General features: G+C 64.2%; 17 protein-coding genes. 12 read left to right on the top strand and 5 right to left on the bottom strand.

Annotated elements, in window-relative coordinates; all coding sequences use genetic code 11:
* The first annotated feature begins 4 nt into the window (after positions 1 to 4).
* The 7 genes from ABWP89_RS03535 to ABWP89_RS03565 all read left to right on the top strand — a co-directional run bounded on the left by ABWP89_RS03535 (position 5) and on the right by ABWP89_RS03565 (position 6,509).
* A complete protein-coding gene (locus ABWP89_RS03535) occupies positions 5 to 943 on the top strand; it encodes an acetaldehyde dehydrogenase (acetylating) (RefSeq protein WP_353227278.1) in 939 nt (312 codons plus the stop codon).
* Positions 940 to 1,980, top strand: coding sequence for a 4-hydroxy-2-oxovalerate aldolase (gene dmpG, locus ABWP89_RS03540; RefSeq protein WP_353227280.1), 1,041 nt, complete (start codon positions 940 to 942; stop codon positions 1,978 to 1,980). The genes ABWP89_RS03535 and dmpG overlap by 4 nt, the downstream gene beginning before the upstream one ends.
* A 58-nt stretch (positions 1,981 to 2,038) precedes the next feature.
* On the top strand, positions 2,039 to 3,493 hold the full coding sequence (locus ABWP89_RS03545) for an FAD-dependent oxidoreductase (protein WP_353227281.1): 1,455 nt from the start codon (positions 2,039 to 2,041) through the stop codon (positions 3,491 to 3,493).
* 39 nt (positions 3,494 to 3,532) lie between these two features.
* Positions 3,533 to 4,306: an SDR family oxidoreductase gene (locus ABWP89_RS03550; protein WP_353227282.1), complete on the top strand. Its 774-nt coding sequence runs from the start codon at positions 3,533 to 3,535 to the stop codon at positions 4,304 to 4,306.
* 157 nt (positions 4,307 to 4,463) lie between these two features.
* Complete coding sequence (locus ABWP89_RS03555; RefSeq protein ID WP_353227284.1) at positions 4,464 to 4,994, top strand: SRPBCC domain-containing protein; 531 nt, start codon at positions 4,464 to 4,466, stop codon at positions 4,992 to 4,994.
* A gap of 5 nt (positions 4,995 to 4,999) precedes the next feature.
* Positions 5,000 to 5,533 carry a nuclear transport factor 2 family protein gene (locus ABWP89_RS03560; protein WP_353227286.1) on the top strand — a complete coding sequence of 178 codons (534 nt, stop codon included), beginning with the start codon at positions 5,000 to 5,002 and terminating at the stop codon, positions 5,531 to 5,533.
* Between the two features lie 13 nt (positions 5,534 to 5,546).
* Complete coding sequence (locus ABWP89_RS03565; RefSeq protein ID WP_353227287.1) at positions 5,547 to 6,509, top strand: aldo/keto reductase; 963 nt, start codon at positions 5,547 to 5,549, stop codon at positions 6,507 to 6,509.
* Here the strand turns inward: ABWP89_RS03565 and ABWP89_RS03570 are convergent, their stop codons facing one another.
* The 3 genes from ABWP89_RS03570 to ABWP89_RS03580 are packed head-to-tail and all read right to left on the bottom strand — an operon-like array spanning position 6,510 to position 9,210.
* Entirely contained in the window at positions 6,510 to 7,313 is an 804-nt protein-coding gene (locus ABWP89_RS03570; protein ID WP_353227289.1) for a sugar phosphate isomerase/epimerase family protein, read from the bottom strand.
* A complete protein-coding gene (locus ABWP89_RS03575) occupies positions 7,313 to 8,128 on the bottom strand; it encodes an SDR family NAD(P)-dependent oxidoreductase (protein ID WP_353227291.1) in 816 nt (271 codons plus the stop codon). The genes ABWP89_RS03570 and ABWP89_RS03575 overlap by 1 nt, the downstream gene beginning before the upstream one ends.
* Entirely contained in the window at positions 8,125 to 9,210 is a 1,086-nt protein-coding gene (locus tag ABWP89_RS03580; RefSeq protein WP_353227293.1) for a DUF1214 domain-containing protein, read from the bottom strand. The genes ABWP89_RS03575 and ABWP89_RS03580 overlap by 4 nt, the downstream gene beginning before the upstream one ends.
* Before the next feature lie 34 nt (positions 9,211 to 9,244).
* Between ABWP89_RS03580 and ABWP89_RS03585 the strand changes: the two genes are divergently transcribed.
* Positions 9,245 to 9,721 (top strand): nuclear transport factor 2 family protein, encoded by a 477-nt coding sequence (locus ABWP89_RS03585; protein ID WP_353227294.1) that lies wholly within the window; start codon positions 9,245 to 9,247, stop codon positions 9,719 to 9,721.
* A gap of 16 nt (positions 9,722 to 9,737) precedes the next feature.
* Here the strand turns inward: ABWP89_RS03585 and ABWP89_RS03590 are convergent, their stop codons facing one another.
* Both ABWP89_RS03590 and ABWP89_RS03595 read right to left on the bottom strand, forming a co-directional pair.
* The gene (locus ABWP89_RS03590) at positions 9,738 to 10,475 is read right to left on the bottom strand and encodes an SDR family NAD(P)-dependent oxidoreductase (RefSeq protein WP_353227295.1); all 738 of its coding nucleotides are present in this window, start codon (positions 10,473 to 10,475) and stop codon (positions 9,738 to 9,740) included.
* Between the two features lie 78 nt (positions 10,476 to 10,553).
* Positions 10,554 to 12,947 (bottom strand): TonB-dependent receptor, encoded by a 2,394-nt coding sequence (locus ABWP89_RS03595; RefSeq protein ID WP_353227296.1) that lies wholly within the window; start codon positions 12,945 to 12,947, stop codon positions 10,554 to 10,556.
* Between the two features lie 257 nt (positions 12,948 to 13,204).
* Between ABWP89_RS03595 and ABWP89_RS03600 the strand changes: the two genes are divergently transcribed.
* The 4 genes from ABWP89_RS03600 to ABWP89_RS03615 all read left to right on the top strand — a co-directional run bounded on the left by ABWP89_RS03600 (position 13,205) and on the right by ABWP89_RS03615 (position 18,573).
* Positions 13,205 to 14,878 (top strand): FAD-binding protein, encoded by a 1,674-nt coding sequence (locus ABWP89_RS03600; protein ID WP_353227297.1) that lies wholly within the window; start codon positions 13,205 to 13,207, stop codon positions 14,876 to 14,878.
* A 139-nt stretch (positions 14,879 to 15,017) separates the two neighbouring features.
* The gene (locus ABWP89_RS03605) at positions 15,018 to 16,670 is read left to right on the top strand and encodes a GMC family oxidoreductase (RefSeq protein ID WP_353227298.1); all 1,653 of its coding nucleotides are present in this window, start codon (positions 15,018 to 15,020) and stop codon (positions 16,668 to 16,670) included.
* The gene (locus ABWP89_RS03610; protein WP_353227299.1) at positions 16,667 to 17,770 is read left to right on the top strand and encodes an alcohol dehydrogenase catalytic domain-containing protein; all 1,104 of its coding nucleotides are present in this window, start codon (positions 16,667 to 16,669) and stop codon (positions 17,768 to 17,770) included. The genes ABWP89_RS03605 and ABWP89_RS03610 overlap by 4 nt, the downstream gene beginning before the upstream one ends.
* Entirely contained in the window at positions 17,767 to 18,573 is an 807-nt protein-coding gene (locus tag ABWP89_RS03615; RefSeq protein WP_353227300.1) for a nuclear transport factor 2 family protein, read from the top strand. Before ABWP89_RS03610 ends, ABWP89_RS03615 begins: the two co-directional genes overlap by 4 nt.

An 18,573-nucleotide genomic window follows, 5' to 3' on the forward strand; every position in this document is an offset into this window, starting at 1 on the left:
GGCAATGGCACGCGTAAAGGCGGCAATCATCGGATCGGGCAATATCGGTACCGACCTGATGATGAAGATGATCAAATACCCGCAGAACATGGAACTGGCGATCGTCGTGGGTATCGATGCGGATTCCGAAGGGCTGGCGATGGCGCGCGCGCACGGCATTGCCACCACGCACGAAGGGCTGGCAGGGCTGCGCGCCCACCCGCTTTACCCCGAAATCGGCATCGCGTTCGATGCGACCAGTGCCTATGCCCACAAAGTGCATGATGAGGCGCTGCGTGCCGACGGTATCCAGGTGGTGGACCTGACCCCGGCGGCGATCGGCCCGTTCATCGTGCCCCCGGTCAACATGCAGGACCATCTGGGCGCGCCCAATGTCAACATGGTGACGTGCGGCGGGCAGGCGACGATCCCGATGGTGGCCGCGGTCAGCCGGGTGGCCAAAGTGCACTATGCCGAAATCGTCGCCAGCGTGTCATCGCGCTCGGCCGGGCCGGGCACCCGCGCCAATATCGATGAATTCACCCGCACCACCGCGCGCGCGATTGAACAGGTTGGTGGCGCCACCAAAGGCAAGGCGATCATCATCCTCAACCCCGCCGAACCACCGATGATCATGCGCGACACCGTGTTCACGCTGTCCGAAGGCGGTGACGAGGACGCGATCCGCGCCTCGGTCAAGGCCATGGTGGCCGAGGTGCAGAAGTACGTGCCTGGCTATCGCCTGAAGCAGGAGGTGCAGTTCGAACGGTTTGGCGACAACAACCGGCTGAAAATTCCCGGCCTTGGCGAATTTTCAGGCGTCAAATCGATGATCCTGCTCGAGGTTGAGGGCGCGGGCGATTACCTGCCACCGTATTCGGGCAATCTGGACATCATGACCGCCGCGGCCAAGGCGACGGGCGAATTGCTGGCCGCGCGCCGCATGGCAAAAGAGGTGGCATGATGGGCGCGTTTTCCGTCGAAGCCGGCGACAAGATCTATATCCAGGACGTGACTTTGCGCGATGGCATGCATGCCATCCGTCACATGTATGGCCTGGATCATGTCATGGCGATTGCCGCCGCGCTCGACGCGGCCGGGGTCGATGCGATCGAGGTCGCGCATGGCGATGGCCTGTCGGGCACCAGTTTCAATTATGGCTTTGGCGCGCATACCGATTGGGAATGGCTGGAGGCGGTCGCCAGCGTGCTGACCCGCAGCGTGCTTACCACGCTGATCCTGCCGGGCCTGGGTACGGTTGACGAACTGCGCCGCGCCTATGACCTGGGCGTGCGATCGGTGCGCGTGGCCACGCATTGTACAGAAGCGGACGTGTCGAAACAGCATATCGGCATCGCGCGCGATCTGGGCATGGATGTCGGCGGCTTCCTGATGATGAGCCACATGATCGAGCCAGAGGCGCTGGCGAAACAGGCACTGCTGATGGAAAGCTATGGCGCGCATTGCGTCTATGTTACCGACAGCGGCGGCGCGCTGGATATGGATGGCGTGCATGACCGGCTGGTGGCCTATGACCGCGTGCTGAAACCCGAAACGCAGCGCGGCATGCACGCGCACCACAATCTGGCGCTGGGCGTGGCCAATTCGATCGTCGCGGCGCAGTGTGGCGCGGTGCGCATCGATGCCAGCCTGGCCGGGATGGGCGCGGGCGCGGGCAATGCCCCGCTGGAGGTGTTCATCGCCGCGGCCGATCGCAAGGGCTGGAACCACGGCTGCGACGTGATGGCGCTGATGGATGCGGCCGAGGATCTGGTGCGGCCGCTGCAGGACCGCCCGGTGCGGGTCGATCGCGAAACGTTGGCGCTGGGCTATGCCGGGGTCTATTCCAGCTTTTTGCGCCATGCCGAAAAGGCGGCCGAGATCTATGGCCTGGATACCCGCGCGATCCTGGTCGAACTGGGCCGCCGCAAGATGGTTGGCGGACAGGAAGACATGATCGTCGATGTCGCGCTCGACATGCTCAAAGCGCAAAACGCCTGACCACGCAAAGGCTGATGCCCGGAAACAGGGTGCGGCCATCTTGGGAGAATGACTGACGATGCCTGCCTATTCCCCTTACCAGCCGCTGCCCCTGGCAGACGTGCCGCACTGGGATTTCACCACCGAGGTGGCGATCGTCGGGTTCGGCGCGACCGGTGCCTGTGCCGCGATCGAGGCGGCCGAGGCCGGTGTGCGGGTCATGCTGTTTGAACGGTCATCGGGCAGCGGCGGCGCATCGGCGCTGTCGGGCGGGGAAATCTATATCGGCGGGGGCACCGACGCGCAGATTGCGGCGGGATTTTCGGATTCGGTCGCGGATTTCACCGCCTATCTGAAACTGGCCGGCGGACCGTGCGTGGATGAGGCGAAGTGCGATTTGTACGGGGCTGAGGCGCTGGCGCATTACCAATGGCTGAAAGACCAGGGTGTGCCCTATCGCGGCAATTACCTGCCCGGCAAAGTGATCGAACCGACCGACGATTCCACGCTGATCTGGTCGGGCAGCGAAGCCGCCACACCGTTCCGCAACCATGCCAAGCCCGCCCCGCGCGGCCATGTCATTCAGCATATGGGCTGGGGCGGCGGGCGGCCGCTGGTCAATATTCTGGAGCGCCGCGCGCGCGATCTGGGCGCAGACATCCATGTCGATGCGCGCACCGTGGCGCTGATCACGGACAACGGGCGCGTGGCCGGGCTGGTGGTGCGGATCGACAACCACGACCGGTTTGTGCGCGCAACCCGCGGCGTGGTGCTGGCCACCGGCGGTTTCGTGTTCAACGAAGCGATGCGGCGCAAATATTGCCCCGACACATTCCGCGTGAACAGCCCGATCGGCGACAAGGATGACGGGATCGGCATCGAGCTGGGGGTTTCGGTCGGCGGCGATGCCATCCACATGGACCAGTTTTTCACCACCTGCCCGTGGACCATCCCCGCCGACCAGGCGCACGGCGTGTTCGTGAACGTCGCCGGGCAGCGCTTCATCAACGAGGATTGCTATCACGGGCGGGTCAGCCGCTGTGCTGTCGACCAGCCCGGCGGCAAAGTCTATCTGCTGCTCGACAGCGCACATTTTTCCCAGCCGCTTGACCTCGCCGGGATCACCATTGCCGGCACCGGCAACACCTGGGACGAAGTGGAGGCGGAGCTGGAGATGCCCGCCGGGACGCTGTCGGCGACGATGGACGTGTACAACCGCCATGCCCGCGACGGGCATGATCCGCTGTTCGACAAACAGCCGCCGATGCTGGTGCCGCTCGATCAGGCTCCGTTCGTGGCGCTGGAGCTGAATTTCCAGACCAGCTATTTCAGCTTTTTCACGCTGGGCGGGCTAAAAACCACCACCCGGGGCGAAGTGCTGACCCGCGCCGGCGCGCCGATCCCCGGGCTTTACGCCGCCGGCCGCTGCACGTCTGGCCTGCCGGCGTGGGGCCATGGCTATTCTTCGGGCATGAGCCTGGCCGACTGCACCTTTTTCGGGCGGCAGGCCGGGATCGCCGCCGCACAACAATAAACACACGCCATGACAATGGCACGCAATGGGAGAGAAACGATGATCCTGAAGGACAAAGTGGTGATCATTACCGGCGCCGGCCCTGGCATGGGCCAGGCCGCCTGCCGTGGCGCCGCACGCGAAGGCGCCAAAGTGGTGGTGACCGCGCGGTCGAAAGCAGCCATCGAAGCGGTGGCGCACGACATTATCGCCGCCGGCGGCGAAGCGATCGCGGTGCCGCTGGATGTGACCGACATGGACCAGTGCAAGGCCGCCGCACAGGCCGCGATCGACACCTGGGGGCGCATCGATGGCCTTGTGAATTCGGCCTATTTCCACCCCGATTGGGGCCCGTTGATCGAACATGACATCGAACAGGTGTTGCAGGCGTTCAATGTGGGTGCGGCGGGCGCGCTGCGCATGGCGATGGCGGTTTACCCGACGATGAAGGCGCAAGGATCGGGATCGATCGTCAATGTTTCGACACTGTGCACGCGCAAACCGATGCCAGGCGAAGGCGGCTATGGCATGGCCAAGGGCGCGCTCAACCATCTGACGCGGCATCTGGCGGTCGAATTCGGCGGCACCGGCGTGCGCGTCAACACCGCGCTGATGGGCTGGATGATGGGCGCCCCGTTGCAGGGCTTTGCCGACAGCATGGGCGCAGAGGCCGGCGCCGCGTTCCTGAAACAGCGCGGATCGGAAGTGCCGGTGGGCCATATCCCGCCCGACGCCGAATGCGCCAAGGCGGTCTATTTCCTGCTGTCCGACTACGCGTCCGAAGTCACGGGCGCCATGCTGGATGTTAACGGCGGCGACTGGGTCGCCGCCTAGGGTATGCGGTAATTCAGCCCAGGGCGGGCTGCGAACGGCCGTTTTCTGCGCTTCCGGTGCTCACGTACTGACGTACGCTGCGCTCCGGTTCTCGAAACAAGCCATTCTCGCTCCACCCTGAACTGAATTCCCACATACCCTGATCAGGAGAAAAACTATGCAGTTCGACTGGATGAAGACCCACGCCACGCTGGCCGATGATCCGGTCAACGGCTTTGATCCCGATGCTGTCACGGTCAGCGAATGGGTCGATATCGCGGCGCCGGCGCGGGTGGTGTGGCAGGTGTTGACCGATATGCCGCGGTACAACGAATGGAATCCGTTCTGTGTGCGCGCCGAATCCGCGCTGGAAATGGGCGCCGCGGTACACATGACGCTGGTCAACTATGCCGCGCCCGGCACGCTGGTGCCCAATTGCGAATATATCTGCGCGTTCGAGCCTGAGCGGATGATTTCGTGGGAAATGGTCCACAGCGATTTCTGGCCCTATCCGGCGCGGCGCGATCAGGTGATCGAACCGACCGGTCCGGCCAGCTGCCGCTATATTTCCACCGACGCATTTCTGGGCGCCAACGGCATCCACGTGTTCCGCTTTGCCGGGCCATGGGTCAAACGCGCGTTCGATGACAGTGGCCGCGCGTTGAAGGCGCGGGCCGAAATGCTGTTCGCCAGCGAAACGGGGGTTTGATCGCGATGGCCTATACGCTGCAACAATTGTCCGATCTGGAAGAGATCAAGGTGCTGAAACACCGCTATTTCCGGGGTATCGACACCGGGGACGCGGCGCTGCTGGCGGGGCTGTTTACCGAAGATGTGACGGTCACCTACAACGGCGGGACGTACAAGGTGTCGCTGTCCGGGCGTGCGCCGATGCTGGAATTCCTGGCCAATTCGTTCCATTCGGGCGCGGCGGCGATGCACATCGGGCTGATGCCCGACATCACCATTACCGGCGACAACAGCGCCACCGGCATCTGGTACCTGCAGGACGTGTTCATCGATCTGGAAAAGGATGACCACACGTTCGGCACCGCGATCTATACCGACCGTTATCGCCGCGAGGGCGGGGTGTGGAAGATCGAACATTCGTATTATGACCGGGTGATCGAAGTGCTGACCAAGTTCAGCACGATGGGCGGCCGGGTCAGCGTGCAGCGCCTCGCCACCACCGGCCGCACCCCGGAACAGCGCACCGATATCAGCCATCTGATCCACTGGGACGAATAGGGAGCAATCGGTGATGCTTGCAAAAGTTGCGCTTGGTCAGACCGATCTGGTGGTCAGCCGGCTGTGCTATGGCACCAACATGCTGGGCTGGATGCTTGATCAGGGCCAGTCGAACGCCATTCTCGATACCTTTGCCGGGCTTGGCGGCAATTTTATCGATACCGCGCGGTCGTATGGTGACTGGGCGCCCGCTGCGCCGGTCGGCGCCAGTGAACGCGCGGTCGGGGCCTGGCTAAAGGCGCAGCCACGCGATCAGTTCGTGATCGCCACCAAGGGTGGCTTTTTCGACATGCGCGTGGGCGACTGGCGCAACCGCGTCACGCCCGACGATGTGACCGCCGACCTGATGCAGAGCCTGGACCACCTCGGCATCGAAACGATCGATCTGTATTTTCTGCATGCCGACAATCCGGAAGCGCCGGTCGAACCGATCATCGATACGCTGATCGCGCATCGCGCGGCCGGGCGCATTCGCCATTTTGCCGCATCGAACTGGGCGGCGGCGCGGATCGAGGCGGCCAATGCCTATGCCGCGACACAGGGCCAGCCGGGCTTTGTCGCCTCACAAACGTTCTGGGGCCTGGCCGTGCCCGATGTCGCTGCTGCCGCCGCGCAGGGCTATGTGCATTATTACGAAGGCGAATACGAGGCGATCCATGCCAGCGGCCTGCCGATCGTGGCCTATGCCGCACAATCGGGCGGCTATTTCACCAAACGCGCACAGGGTGCTGATCTGGGTGCGCTGGCCATCCGCTATGGCAATCCGGTCAACGACCGCCGGCTGGCCGTGGTGCAGGATCTGGCCGCCGTGCACGGGGTATCGATCAACACGGTGGTGCTGGCCTATCTGAACTGCCAGCCGTTGCAGACCATTGCGATCTTTGGCGGGTCCAGCCCCGCACAGGTGCGCGAAAGTGTCAGCGCCGCCACGCTGGTGTTGACCACAGACGAGCTGGCCCGGTTGCGCCAGGCCTGATCACTGGATCATCGCGCGCACGCTGGCCACGGCCTGCGTCGCGCGGTCGATCGGCGACATAGCCGCCACCAGGTGATCGCGCGGAATTTCCACACTGACCGGGCAGCCGGGCGGCAAGGCCTGCACAAACCCGGCAATGTCAAACGCCCCCTTCCCCGCCAGCAACCGCTGCGATGATGCCTCGTGCGCGGCATCCACCGGGGCCAGCGCGGGACCATCGGCAATCTGCGCATACAGGATCGTGCCGGCGGGCGCGGTCGCCAGTTCGGCAATCGTCCCACCCGACCGCATCAGGTGCAGCAGATCGACGTTGATGCCGACTGTGCCCGGCCGGCCGACTTGCGCCACCAGATCAAGGGCGGCGCCAAGCGAACCGATCTGGCTGGGAGGATAAAATTCGACCGCCACATTCAGGCCAAAGCCGCGCGCCATATCGGCAAAGCCGCCGACCCGATCCACCCGGCGTGCCGGATCACGCTCATAGACCAGCAGGTTCAGCGCCCCCGCACCAAGCTCTGCCGCGCAATCCATCGCGGTGGCAAAGCTGGCCAGATCGGTACGCCCGGTCAGCGTAAAGGGATAGACCAGATCGAGCGCCACCCCGTGCGCAGCCAGCGCCTGTTGCAGTGCGGTGCGCTGGCGCCGGTCACCATACAGATCAAAGCGCGGCATCAGCGGCAGCACATCCATCGGCGCCAGAAACAGGCACACCCCGTCGCAGCCGCTGGCGCGCGCCAGTTCAACCAGGTGCACCGGGCCGGCATCGACCACGGTGAGATGATCGAGCGAAAGCCGGCGCGCCATCACGCGCCGTGTGGTTGGGTATCGAGCCTCCACAGCGCCGCCGCCATGCGCGATGACCGGTCGATCAGATCGGCGCGCGGCATCGCCCGCGCGGCATCGATCGCGGCCTGCCCCACCGCGCACCACACCGGCCCCTGCCCCAGATGGTTGAGCGCGCCTTCGGCCACGTCGTGCGGCGCCATCGCGGTCAACCCGGGCAAGGCATCGATCTGCATGCCCGATGTTTGCATGGCCGGGGTATCGGTCAGCGACGCCACCGCACACAGCACATCGACGCCGCGGTGGGCGTTTTCCCAATGCAACCCTTCGGCCAATACAATTTCGAACGATTTGGCAGCGGCATAGGTCGCCACATGGCCCGACCCGGCCAGCCCCGACATCGATGACACCAGGATCAATCCGCCCCGCCCGCGCGGCACCATGCGGCGCAAGGCATGATGCGCGAACGCGGTCGGGCCCAGGCAGTTGAGCCGTACCAGCCCGAGTTCACGCGCCACCGGGTTTTCGGTGAACAGCCCTGCCCCATGCGCCGCCCCGGCGTTATAGACGACCAATCCGTATTCGCGCGCATCGATCAGGGCCGCAGCGGTGGCATCCACCGTGTCGGCAGCCAGATCGGCACATTCGATAGCGACATCAACGCCGTGCTCATGGGCGATGGCGGCGGCAAGCCCGGCCAGCGCGTCCCGCCGCCGCGCGACCAGCGTCAGATCAAGCCCGCGCGCCGCCAGCGCCTGGGCAAAGGCGGCGCCGATCCCTTCGGAACCGCCCAGCACCAGCGCGCGCGGACCATAGGAAGCGCGAAACTGGCTCACAATTTTACCACGCGCATCGCCGGCACCAGGTTTTCGGCGGCATTGATCCAGCGCCACAGCCCGGTGCCGCTGCGATGCCCGGCCAGATCGACCCAGTTGCCCCAGCCCGGATCATGATCGGCGCAGACCACCACCACGCTGCCATCGGGCTCGTACTTGGCCATCGAATTGTTGATCCACACGTTCTGGTGAACATGGTCGAGCGATTCCATCCACCAGTTGTCGATCTGCACGTTCCACATCCGGCATTCGGGCACCGGGGTTTCGATCACCAGTGCCTCGCCCGGTTGCAGATCATAGTGGAAATGGCCGTACCAGATATTGGGGTCGCCGCCGGCCTTCCAGAACACCGACTGGTCACCGTCATAGATGCGATTGGACTGGCCCTGAAACCATTCGGACCAGTTGGCAAAAGTGTTGGCGGTGCCCTTTGCCCAGGCCGCAGCGCCCATCAGCTGGCGTTCGATCGTCGCCGGATCAAGCAGCGCGGGCACGCTCGCGCCGGGCCCCACGCGTTCGACGGTCACATCGGCGGCCACTTGGGTGTGTTTGTTGTCAAAGGTCTGGCGCACGATCAGCAGCGAGGTATCGTCGGCCATCGGCAGCCAGTTGCCCGGCTGCGGATCGCGGCTGACCGTGATTTCGAAACTGCCGTTGGGGCCGAAGTGCATCTGCGCAAATTCGATTTCTCCGGTCGATGCCATCGTGCCATCGATGGCATAGCGGTTGGCCTTGCTGCCGATCGAAAAATAGGGGACGGTATTGCGCCTGCCGGTGATGCGATATGTCCGATCGGGGCGCACCACGCATTGCTGATACAGGTTGTCGGGGTTGTCGGCGCCGATCTTCAGCTTGTCATCGCACAGCAGGAACAGGCGCGGGAAATCGGGATCGGAACTGTCGACCAGCATGTTGAGCGCGGTGCGGGTCAGCCGGCTGAGATAGCGCAGCCCTTCGGCCTGATCGAGCGCGGTGGTCGGCGTCGATGGGCGGGCCAGCACGTCGCCGGCATCGGCCAGCGCGGCGCAAAACTGGCGCCAGACGTGATCGAGATGGCCAACCGGCGCTTGTGGATCAGTCATGGGATGGTCCTTTGCGGATCGGGGGGGAAGTGAGATGCACGAACGGATGGATGACCTTGCCGCCCGGCTGGGCGCAATCGAAGATCGTGAAGCGATCCGCGATCTGATCGCGCACTATGGCCCGCTGGCCGACAGCGGCGATGCCGCCGCCCTGGCAGCCCTGTGGGCGGAAGATGGCGAATATGAAGTGGTCGGTTTTGCGACCGCAAAGGGCCACGCGGAGATTGCCGCGCTGATCGAGGGGCCGGTGCACCGGTCGCTGATGGCGCAGGGTTGCGCGCACGTGCTGGGGCCGGTAGCGATCACGCTGACCGGCGATCATGCGGTGGCGCGGGGACATTCGGTGGTGTTTCGGCACCATGACGGCGGGTTTGTCGCGCACCGCGTGGCCGCCAACCGCTGGACACTGCAACGGCGCGCGCAGGGCTGGCGCGTGGTTCACCGCGCCAATGCCCTGTTGAACGGGGATGCGGCGGCGCGTCTGCTGCTATCCACCCCCGCCATCCCATGAACTCCTTTCCAGCGTATCAGCCAGCCACCTGACCACCGTCGATCGCCATGATTGCCCCGGTGATCTTGCTGGCCTTGGAACTGGCCAGAAAGGCAAACAGTTCGGCCACGTCCGATGGTTCGCACGATCCATCGAGCAGCTTTGGCGCGTTGCGCATCAGCAATGCATAATCCACGCCTTCGGGAAAGGCAGTTTCCATCGTCATCGGCGTATTGACCTGGCCCGGCGCGATGGCATTGAACCGCACGCCGACACTGGCAAATTCCAGCGCCAGGCTTTTGGTCAGGCCGACCACCGCGTGTTTCGATGCGACATAGGCAATCGAATAGGGAATGCCGATCAGCCCGGCGGCCGATGCGGTGCTGACCACATTGCCCTTGGTCTTGATGAGATGCGGCAGCGCAGCCTGGATGATCGTGAACACGCTGTTGGCGTTGACCTGCATGACCTGGGCATAGTCATCGAGCGAAAAGGTTTCGGACCGGCCCCATTTCAGAATGCCCGAAATGTTGCAGACAATGTCCAGGCCATCGGCGGCGGCCACCGCAACCAGTTGCTGGCACGATGCATTGTCCATCGCATCGAACGGCTGGATCACCGGCGGTGATGCCATCATGGCCGCCGTTTCATTGAGCCCGGCGGCGTTGCGATCGCCGATCGTCACCGTCGCGCCCTCTGCCGCGAAACGGATCGCGGTGGCGCGGCCGATTCCCGATGCGGCGCCCGTGACGAGCGCGCGTTTGCCCTGCAACATCATCGTATCTCTTCCCCCGGAACGGTCACGCCCGGCATGATGCCGGGCGCGCCTTGATTGACCATATTTTTCAGATTGTCAGAACTTCACGCCCACCGTCACGCCATAGGTGCGGGGATCGGGGAAATAACCTACCGTCAGCCCGCCAAAGCCCGGGCCAAAATCGATGAAGTTCGAAGGATTGCTCTCCTTGGTCAGGTTTTTGACCCACAACGAGATTTCCGCCTTTGAACTGGCCAGCGGCACATCGGCGATGGCGGCGCGCAGGTTCACGATCGTGCGGCCTTTGGACTTGGTATTGTTGGCATTCTGGTCAGACGGATTGGCCGTCACCAGCGCATAGGGGAACGTGTAATAGCTGGAGACATAGCTGAGATCGCCCGACAGGTTCAGGCGGCCCCATGGCCCCTGCACCACGCGCAAATCGACGCCGGCCGATGCGGTGGTTTTGGGCGTGTGCGGAAAGGCGCGGTTGTTGGACACATCGGTGTCAACACCGTTCACCGCCTCGATATAGCTTTTGTACTTGGGGTCGATGAACGCCAGCGAGGCATTGATCGTCAGCGGGTCGATCGGGTGCAGCACGGTTTCAATTTCCAGCCCGCGAATGCGCGCCTTGGCCGCGTTGTTGACGATCGACGATGCGCCCGCGCCGGCCTTGAACACTGACAGCTGGATATCCTTGTGCTCGTCCCAGAACGCGGCGAGGTTGAGGATGACTTTGCCGTCGGCCAGTCGGGTTTTCAGCCCGATTTCATAGCTGTCGACCTTTTCGGGGCGATAGGGTTTGCACAGTTCCACCGCGCCGCTGGGGCAGGCCGCCGTCGGTGCGCCAAAACTGTTGGTTTCGCCGTTGAACCCGCCCGATTTGAAGCCTTGCGCAAAGCGGGCATAGACATTGATGTTGCTGTTCACCTGATAGGCCAGCGTCGCCGCCGGGCTGAAGTTGTTGTACTTCGCATCGGGCACCGACCCGTACGCCAGGTTCGCCACCACCAGCGGTGACGTGATGTGGTTGGCAGCATCATAATTGATGCGGAAATAGCGGCTGATGTCCTTTTTCTCATGCGTATAGCGCGCGCCCAGCGTCAGTTTCAGCGCATCGGTAAAGTTGTAGTCCACCTGGGCATAAGCAGCGAAAGCCTCTGTGTGCGAACCATAGTTGGATTGATACGATGCGCCGCCGCCAAAGAAGCTTTGCGGCCCCAGCGTCTCGGCCAGTTCCTTGTAATAGAACACCCCGAGCACGTATTTCAGCTTGCTGTCCAGCGCCTTGCCAGTGGCCTGCAATTCCTCGCTCCAGCTGTGGAAGCTGGTGTCACGCTGAGTCAGCGCGACCGGCAGCGGCGACCCGTCGAGATCAAGCGAGTCTGCCCATTTGAGGTTGCGATAGGCAGTTATCGATTTGATCGTGGCATCGCCCAGATCGAGCGCCATGGTCAGCGCGTGGCCATACGTGCGCGACTTTTCATACAGCGGATTGCCATCGAGCGAGGCGGTCGACTGGCGGTTGGCATTGTCGTAAAGATTCAGCGGGAAAAACGCCCCGCCAAACGGATAGCCGACCGAATTGGGGTCAAAGATGTCGCGCGGGTCGCCATTGCGGTTGACGCGTACCAGCTGCGCATAATCGGGCCGCTGATCGAACTTGCTGTAATCGAACATGTAATCGGCGGTAAAGGCGCTGCCCTCCGGATGGAAATGCACCTGCACCATGCCGCTTTTGCCATCGACGTCGTTGGTGCGGTCAACCGAATTGGGGCCGGCCAGAAACGCCTGGGGAAAGGGGTTGGGAACGAGCTTGATAAAGCCGTCACGCTTCTGAATCTGGCCCGACAGCTTTACCGAGAACGGACCGAACGATGGCAGATCAAGCGAGGCCCGGGTTTTCCACGCGTTGTAATTGCCATAGCTGACCTCACCCTTGAAGCCGAGCTTGCCGCTGGGCAGCTTTGGCACCAGGTTGACCGCGCCGGCCAGCGCGTTGCGGCCATAGAGCGTGCCCTGCGGACCGCGCAGGATTTCCACGCGTTCCAGATCGGCAACGTCAAAGATCGATCCCTGCGCTTTGGCGATATAGACGCCGTTCAGATACAGCCCGACCGCGGGTTCCCACGTGACCGCCGGATTGATCGTCACCGAACCGCGGATTGAAATCTGGCTGATCGTCTTGTTCGACGGCGCACGTTCAAACTTTACGTTGGGCGCGATCGAACCGAGGCCATCGATAGAGGTAATGCCGCGCGATTCCAGAAACTTCGCGCCGACCGCCGAAATCGCGATCGGCACGTTCTGGATGTTTTCCGACCGTTTTTGCGCGGTCACGATGATTTCACCAATGCCGCTGCTGTCGCCGGTGTTCTGCGCTGCGGGTGGCGTCTGCGCCGCCGGGGTGGCGGCATCGGCCGCAAACGCCGGGCTGGCCGTCAGGGCAAAGCTCGACAGCGCCGTTGCGGCGAGTAGTGTCCTCATGATGTCCTCTCCATCGCATCCGATACGGATCGCGTACCGGTTTGTGGGCCCACATTATGATTTACCGGTTGCAAGCGCAACCCTTTCCGCATTATCCGTAAAAATGTTGCATATTTGCTACGCATATAATGGAGCGTGCGATGGTCCCGGCAGATCAACTCCTTCGCCCGGTCAGTCCGTGGAACCGCAAACCGGCGGCGCCAGTACCGGCGCCGCATACGCCGATCAGGCAGTGGGGTCTGGCAATTGACCCGCCATTGCGCATTGACGACATTGCTGCGCAGCATTGGGACGCGACCGCCGACATGGTGGTGGTCGGCCTGGGCGGCGCGGGGGTTACGGCTGCGCTCGACGCGCTGGAACGCGGGCTGGAGGTTATCGCGGTCGACCATTACGACGGCGGCGGATCTTCGGCGGCCAACGGCGGGGTCTATTACGCCGGTGGGGGCACCTCGATCCAGCGCGAGGCCGCGGTCAGCGATGACCCGGCGATGATGGAGACCTATCTCACCAGCGAAGTGGGCGACGTGGTCAGCCCGGCCACGCTGCGCGCGTTCTGTGCTGCCAGCGTGGCCAATTTTGAATGGCTGCGGCAGCACGGCGCGCCGTTTTCGGCGACGCTCTATTCGGCCAAGACCAGTTTTCCGCCACTCGACCGCTATCTGTACCATCCCGATAGCAGCCTGGCAGAACCGTTTCGCAGCGCCAGCCCGCCGGCCGCGCGCGGCCACCGCACCGTTCGCCGCAACGGCAACAAGGCCTGGGGCCTGGGCGCCGGAATTTATGACCCCTTGCGCGCAGCCGCGCTGCAGCGCGGGCTGGTGTTCCACCCGCAGGCAGAGGCACGGCAATTGGCCGTGGATGCCGCCGGCCGGGTGGTCGGCCTGCGCATCGAACGGATTGCCGACCCGGCGCTGCGCGCGCGGCATTCCCGCCTGATTGCCCGGGCCAACATGTGGATGGCGATGCTGCCGCCCACCTTCCCCGGTGCGCGGCTGACCATCGCCCGCGGCTATCGCTATCTGGCGCAAGCCCGGGCGCTGGAACAGACGGCGCGCACCAGCATGTGGATACGCGCGCGCCTGGGCGTGGTGCTGAGTGCCGGCGGTTTTATCTGCAACCCCGACATGGTGCGCCATTTTGCGCCCGATTATGCCGCCGGCATGCCCAACGGCACTTTCGGCGACAATGGCAGCGGGATCATGCTGGGGGTATCGGCCGGCGGCGCAACCGCGTTGATGGAGCGGGTTTCGGCGTGGCGCTTTCTCAGCCCGCCGCGCACGTGGGGCCAGGGCATGCTGGTCAATGGCCAGGGTCAGCGCTTTGTCAACGAAACCTGGTACGGCGCGCGGATCGGTGATGAAATGGTCGAACGCCATGGCGGCAAAGGCACCATCATCCTGGATCAACGGCTTTACCGGCAAAGCTTTCGCGACGCGTTCGGCAAGGACGTGCTTGGTTTTCAGCGCGACATCACCGTCGTCAACGGGCTGTTTGCGGCGATCAAGGCGCCGGACATCGCCACCCTGGCTGCAAAGCTGGGATGCAATGCCGCTACGCTGGTTGCCACAATGGATACGTACAATCGCGCGGCGCGCGGTGAAACGCCCGACCCGTTTCACAAATCGCGCGAAGACATGGCCGAACTGACGCGCGGGCCGTTTTATGCCATCGACGCGTCGGTCGATGCGCGCATGTTTCCGATTGCCTGCATGACGGTGGGCGGCCTGATGGTTGACGAAAGCACCGGCGCGGTGCTTGATCACCAGGGCCAGCCCGTTGCGGGGCTGTATGCCGCAGGCCGCAATGCGGTCGGCATCTGTTCCAATCTGTATGTCAGCGGGCTGTCGTATGCCGATTGCATTTTTTCCGGGCGCCGCGCGGCCCAGGCCATTGCGCTGAACCATTCCACCGCAGCTTCAGCCCGGTGAAGCCAGGCGAGGGAACCGCCACCGCCATAACAAGCCCGATGCGCCAGCTTTCGCCCGCGCACGCCCCCGTTTGTTGCGCAGTATCGCCCGACGCGCCACGATGCGCAGCGGGCCATCCGGACCGGGGCAGCAGGGAGATATGAGCACTTTGGCATCCCCATCCGAACAGTTTGATTTCGTGATTGTCGGCGCGGGCGTGGCGGGGTGCATCCTGGCCAACCGCCTGTCCGCCGATCATGGCACGCGCGTGCTGCTGATCGAGGCGGGCGGCAAGGATTCCAGCCCGTTGATCACCGCGCCCGGTGGGCTGTTGCCGATCATGATGTCGGGCGCGTTTGCCTGGCGCTATATGTCTGCGCCGCAGCGGAACCTGGATGACCGGGCGCTGTACCTGCCGCGCGGCAAAGTGCTGGGCGGTGGATCGTCGATCAACGGCATGACTTATGACCGCGGGTTTGCTTCGGATTATGACATGTGGGCGCAGGCGGGCAACCGCGGCTGGTCATTTGCCGAAGTGCTGCCCTATTTCCGCCGGCTGGAAAATTTCATGCCCGCCGATACACCATGGCACGGCCAGGGCGGGCCGATCCAGGTCAGCCGGGCCGGACAGGACCACCCGTTTGCGCGGGCGTTTCTGGCGGCGGGCGCGGCGGCTGGGTACCCGCTGACCGACGACCTGAATGGCGCAACCCGCGACGGGTTTGGCGCGGTCGATCTGACCGTGGGGCGCGGCCGGCGATCAAGCGCGGCGTCGGCCTATCTGCGACCGGTGCAACGCCGGCCCAATCTGGTGGTGGTGACCAATGCGCAGACCCGGCGCGTGCTGTTTGACGGCACGCGCGCCACCGGCGTGGTGTGGCGGCACAAGGGCACGGACCGCGTTGCCCATGCGACACGCGAAGTCATCCTGTCGGCCGGCGCGATCAACACGCCGCAACTGTTGATGCTGTCGGGCGTGGGGCCGGCAGAGCATCTGGCCGAGCACGGCATCGATGTGGTCGCAAACCTGCCCGGCGTGGGCCAGGGGTTGCAGGACCATCTGGCGGCGCATGTCAAACACCGCGCGACCAAACCGCTGTCGATGCTGCGCTATCTCAACCCGTGGCGCGGTGGCATCGCGATGGGGCAATATCTGCTGACCCGCAGCGGGCCGCTGGCCGATCCGGGGATGTCGGTCGCCTGCCTGGTGCGGTCAGACCCGGCGCTGGATGAGCCGGATATCAAGATGCTGCTGGTATCGGCGCTGTTTGCGCACAACGGGCGAACAATGGTGCCGATGCACGGGTTCTATGCCCATATCAACGTGGCGCGGCCGGATTCGCGCGGGTCCGTCACGCTGGCCGGCGCCGATCCCGATCTGCCCCCGGTGATCAACCAGAATTACAACGCCAGCGAACGCGACCGCCGCGCCCTGCGCGAAGGCGTGCGGATCGCCCGGCGGGTGTTTGCGCAACCTGCGTTTGACGATTTTCGCGGGGAGGAACTGGCGCCGGGCGCGGCGGTGGCCAACGACGACGATGATGCCATCGATGGCTATATCCGCGCCACGGCAGAGGCGGATTATCATTCCACCAGCACCGCGCGCATGGGCAGCGATCCACTGGCGGTGGTCGATGCCACTTTGCGCGTGCATGCGTTGCAGGGCCTGCGCGTGGTCGATGCATCGGTGATGCCGCATCTGCCGGGCGGCAACACTGCGATCCCGGTGGCGATGATTGCGGAAAAAGCCGCCGACCTGATTCTGGGCCGCGCGGCACCCGCACCCGAATTTCCTGCAGGAGCAAAGGCATGAAAGTGCGTGCGATGGTCGCCCATGCCCCGGGCGCGCCGCTGGTCGAAGAATGGCTCGACCTGGCCCCGCCCGGCCCCGGCGACGTGCTGATCCAGATCATGGCGAGCGGGCTGTGCCACACCGACCTCAGCCAGTTGGAGGGCAAGGCCGCGCCCTATCCCTTTCCCGTGGTGGTCGGCCACGAAGGCGCCGGGATCGTGCGCGCCATTGGCGCAAGCGTGACGTCGGTCAGCGTGGGCGACCATGCCGTGCCGCTGGGCATCGGCGAATGCGGCACGTGTGCCAATTGCCGGTCGGGCCTGACCAATCTTTGCGAAGTGTTCCTGGGCGAAATTGCCACCCAGCCATCACCGTTTTCGCTGAACGGGCACAAGGTTTCCGCCTATTCGGGGCTGGGCACGCTGGCCGAATATGTGGTGGTGCCCGAACGCAATGTGGCAGTGATCCGCCGCGATGTGCCGTTTCACCTGGCGTGTACGATCGGCTGTGCGGTGGCGACCGGGGTCGGTGCGGTGCTGCACACCGCGCATGTTGGCCCCGGTGCCAGCGTCGCGGTGTTCGGGCTGGGCGGGATCGGGCTGAATGTCGTGCAGGGTGCACGGCTCGCGAGCGCGGGGCAGATCATCGGCGTGGACATCAACCCCGCGCGTGAGGCGCAGGGGCGGCGGTTTGGCATGACCCACTTTGTCGATGCCGGCAGCACCGACGCGGTGGCGGCAATCCGCGCGGTGACCGGCGGGGGCGCCGATTTCGCGTTTGAATGCGTGGGTCAGACGCGGTTGATGGCCCAGGCGTTTGATTGCACGCGCATCGGCTGGGGCTGTACCGTGGTGCTGGGCGTGCCGCCCGATGACGAGGTGCTGCAACTGGTGCCATTTGCGATCCAGTTGGGGCGCACGGTGAAGGGTTCGTTCATGGGCAATATCAAGGGCCGCAGCCAGTTGCCCGGCCTGCTCGATCACTATGTCGCCGGGCGGCTGAACCTGGATGATCTGGTGACGCACCGGTTGCCGATGGCGGAGGTCAACCACGGTTTCGACCTGATGAAAAGCGGTGAAGCGGTGCGCAGCGTGGTCAGTTTTGGAGAAAACGCATCATGATCAAGGCCATCGCCCTGCTGCGCCGCCGCGCCGACCTGTCGCGCGCAGAATTCATCAGCTATTACGAAACCCGCCATGCCCCGCTGATCCGTAGCCTGTTTCCCGAAATCATCGCCTATGCCCGCAACTATGTCGACCGCGACGGCGCGTTTGACAGCGCGGTGGCGCCGATCGATTTCGACAGCGTAACCGAAATGCGTTTCGCCAGCCGCGCCAGCTATGATCGTTTCCTCGCCCGCTCAGCCGAACCGGCGGTGGCGAAGGCCATCGCCGATGACGAGGAAAATGTGTTCGACCGCAGCGCTACGCGGATGATGGTGGTCGATGAAGTGCCCGCACCACCGCCGATCGGCAGTGCCCTCCCCGAACTGCAGGCGGAACGTGCGGTGCGCGAAGGGCTGGCGCAGTTCGCACGCGTGATCGATGCCAAGGACTGGGGCGCTTTTGGTACGGTGTTTGCCGACGACCTGACGTTTGATTACGGCCTGGGCGAACGCGCCGGCATGGCCGCGCTGGTGGACAACATGCGCCGCTTTCTGGACCACTGCGGCCCGACCCAGCACCTGATCGGCAGTGTGACCGTCACGGTCGAGGGCAACGGTGCCACCAGCCGCGCCTATGTCCAGGCGCGGCACCAGCGGGTGGCCGACCCGGCCGGTGTGGTGTTCGATTCCAATGGGGAATATATCGACCGGTGGGAGCTGCGCACGGAAGGCTGGCGCATTGTGCGGCGCGATGCGCTATGGCAAGTTCACACGGGCGACCCGGCGATCCTTTCCGCCGGGTCGGCCGATTTGGGTTAG

This window comes from Novosphingobium sp. (assembly GCF_040398825.1).
Taxonomy (GTDB): Bacteria; Pseudomonadota; Alphaproteobacteria; order Sphingomonadales; family Sphingomonadaceae; genus Novosphingobium.